The organism is Parvibaculum sp., from assembly GCF_049671045.1.
GTDB lineage: Bacteria > Pseudomonadota > Alphaproteobacteria > Parvibaculales > Parvibaculaceae > Parvibaculum.
Genome location: NZ_JBATUH010000063.1, coordinates 1 through 2,587, shown reverse-complemented (window position 1 = coordinate 2,587; position 2,587 = coordinate 1). Strand labels below are relative to the sequence as shown.

Below are 2,587 nucleotides of genomic sequence, written 5' to 3'. Positions count from 1 at the left end.
CCCGCCGTCACGCGATAGATGAAGAGCACGAGAAAGGCGACGAGGACCATCAGCCCGAGACCGACGACGAAACTCGTCCGCACCTCATAGCCGCGCCAGTGAAGCACGAGATCGCCCGGATTGTCGGCAAGCCAGATCGCCAGCGCCGAGAGCGCCGCGATGATGAGGAATATATAGAGCGCGCGCAGCATCAGCCCTTCGCCTTCGACAGCCGCGCGGCGACATGGGCCGAGAGTTCGCGCAAGAGCCGCTCGGTTTCGACCCGCGCCCGCGCCTCGGCAAGCCATGGGGCCGCCGCCTCCGCCGCCGCGCCCTTGAGCTTCGCCCCCTCATCGACCGCGGCCGCCAGATCGTCGGCGCGGAGCCGCTCCTCCATGCGCGCGATCACGGCTTCCGTGTCCTCGCCCGCGATCTCGCCCGTCCGCCTGACCGTGACGAGCGAACGCGCATTGGCGATGAAGCGCGCCCAGAGCCCGTTCGCGCCCGCGCGGCGCTCGGCATCGAGAACGGACTGGACGAGCGCCGGAAACCTCTCCTTGAGGCTCGCCTTCGTTGCAACGCCCGTTGCCGAGGGACCGGCAAGCGCCGCCAGCCCCGGCTCGTTCGGCAGGAAGGCGGCGACGGCATCGAGCTCGCTCCTGAAGGGCGAGGCGGTCTCCGCGGCACGCGCGAGATTGGCAAGCGCAAGACCGAGCGCCGCGCGGGCGGCCGCGTCGGGGTCTTCCTTCTTCGCCTCGAGGGCGGCGACGCGCGATTCCATTTCAGAGACGCGCGGCTGCAGCGTATCGAGCGCGCCGCTGAGCGCCTTCAGCATCGCGTCGAGCCGCGCCACCTGATCGGCAATGCCCGCCGGCGGCATGCTGCGCTGAAGCTCGTCGATCTTCTGCCGGCTCGCCTGCAACTCGCCCTGCGTCTCGCCGAAACCCTGCTTCAACGCATCCGCATCGGCCGTGAGCCGGTCGAGCCGCTGGTTGATCGAGGAAATGCTGTCGGGCGACTGCGCCTCGGCGGCGATCTTCTGCTCGGCCTCGCCAAGCCGCTCGTCGAGATGCTTCGTCTCTCCGCGAACGAAGCTCGCTTCCGTCTCGGCCTTCCGTTCGACGAGCGACAGACGCCCGTCGAGAGCCGCAATGGCCTCCGCCTCGGGCGAAGGGCCGCTCTCGCGGCCAATGCCGAGATAATAGGCGCCGGCGCCGACGGCCCCGATTGCGATGACGGCGACCGCGACCCGCAGAGCGGCGCGCCCGCCGCCTTGCCCCTTTTCGGGCGCGGATGACGCGGAAGAAAAAGAAGAAGTGCCAGTGGCGGCGGAGGCGGAGGCCGAGGATTTGCCGGCCTCGCCCGCCGGGGTCACGTCTTCCGCCTCGCCGTCAATGACGGGCGGTTCCTTGCGCTGGGGCTCGGGCTTTTCGGTCCTTTCCGGCCCGAGAAGCTCGGCTTCTCCGCCCGGCAGATCGGCGTCCGGCATATCGGGTTTGTCGTTGGTGCCCTTCGCGTCGCTCATGAAAAGTGCGGCCCTCGTTCCGGAATTCGTTACCTCACTATAAAGGGGATCATGGCACCGGAAAGGCACGATTGGCTGAATTCCGCCTTTTCATGCCGAAGACAGATGGTCGCGACACGTTGCGAGGCGCGTCAGCCGGGGCGGAATTCGGGTTCCAGCAATTCGAGCAGTGCGGCCTGGCTCGGCTCGCGCGCGACATGGACCCGCGCGAACGGAAGCCCGGCAAGCCCCTCCGCCACCGCCTGCGACAGGCAATAGGCGGCGAGAGGCCGAAGCCTGTCCTCAAGCCCCGCCTCGCGCACCAGCGCTGAAAAGATGCGCGCCGTGCGCGGCGAATAGAGAAGAACGCCCGAAAGCGTTTCCGACTTCAGCGCCTCGGAGGCGGCCTCCGGCATGTGCTCGGCCGCGATCGCTTCATAAAGGATCACGCGATCGACGCTGAAGCCGCGCGCTTCGAGGTCGCCCTTGAGGTCGCCCGCGACCACGCTGCCCGCCGCATGGAGAAGCGGCCCGGCGCCGGGCTCGAGCCGCCGCAAAGCGAGATCGACGAGCGATGTCACATCGCCGCCCGCAGCCTCCACATCGCGAAAGCCCGCCTCGCGGGACGCTTCCGCGCTCGCGCCCCCGACCGCGAGGACGGGAATGTTCCTCAGCCTTGCGATCTCGAGGCGCTTGCCAATGGCGCGCGCGCCATTGGCGCTGGTGATGAGAATGGCCTGATAGGGCGTATCGGGAATCTTCACCTCGCGCTGGAGCCTGATCTCCATGAGCGGCGCCGAGACGGCCTCATGCCCCATCTCCGCCAGAAGCTCGACAAGGGAGCCGGCATCCTCGTCCGGTCTGGTGACGAGCAGGCGCATGAGGCTCACGAGCCTTCGAAGAAATGAGGGCCCGCGCGGCGTTTCAGTTCCTCGCCCGCATCCCGCCCGAGCGCCGCCGCGTCGCTTGCAAGCCCCTCGCGCGACGTCTCGATGACCTCGCTGCCATCCGGCGTCAGGATCATGGCGCGCATGGAGAGCCGCTCGCCCTCGATGATCGCGAGCGCCGCGATGGGCGTCCGGCAGGAGCCGTCGAGCACGGCGA

The 2,587-nt window shown here is 68.7% G+C and carries 2 protein-coding genes and 2 pseudogenes; all 4 read right to left on the bottom strand.

What is annotated here, in order from left to right; translation table 11 throughout:
• A pseudogene (locus WBG82_RS07620) lies at window positions 1-191 on the bottom strand (hypothetical protein); the annotation flags it as partial.
• Window positions 191-1,504, bottom strand: a complete 1,314-nt coding sequence (locus WBG82_RS07615) for a COG4223 family protein (RefSeq protein ID WP_424423296.1) — start codon at window positions 1,502-1,504, stop codon at window positions 191-193. The pseudogene WBG82_RS07620 and the gene WBG82_RS07615, both read right to left, overlap by 1 nt.
• Before the next feature lie 131 nt (window positions 1,505-1,635).
• On the bottom strand, window positions 1,636-2,364 hold the full coding sequence (locus WBG82_RS07610; RefSeq protein WP_424423298.1) for a uroporphyrinogen-III synthase: 729 nt from the start codon (window positions 2,362-2,364) through the stop codon (window positions 1,636-1,638).
• A gap of 5 nt (window positions 2,365-2,369) precedes the next feature.
• Window positions 2,370-2,587, bottom strand: a pseudogene (locus WBG82_RS07605) (hydroxymethylbilane synthase); the annotation flags it as partial.

What these genes read in the sequence shown, in the direction of transcription:
- WBG82_RS07615 (WP_424423296.1), bottom strand. Translation starts at nt 1,504, where the DNA reads ATGAGCGACGCGAAGGGCACCAACGACAAACCCGATATGCCGGACGCC.
- WBG82_RS07610 (WP_424423298.1), bottom strand. Translation starts at nt 2,364, where the DNA reads ATGCGCCTGCTCGTCACCAGACCGGACGAGGATGCCGGCTCCCTTGTC.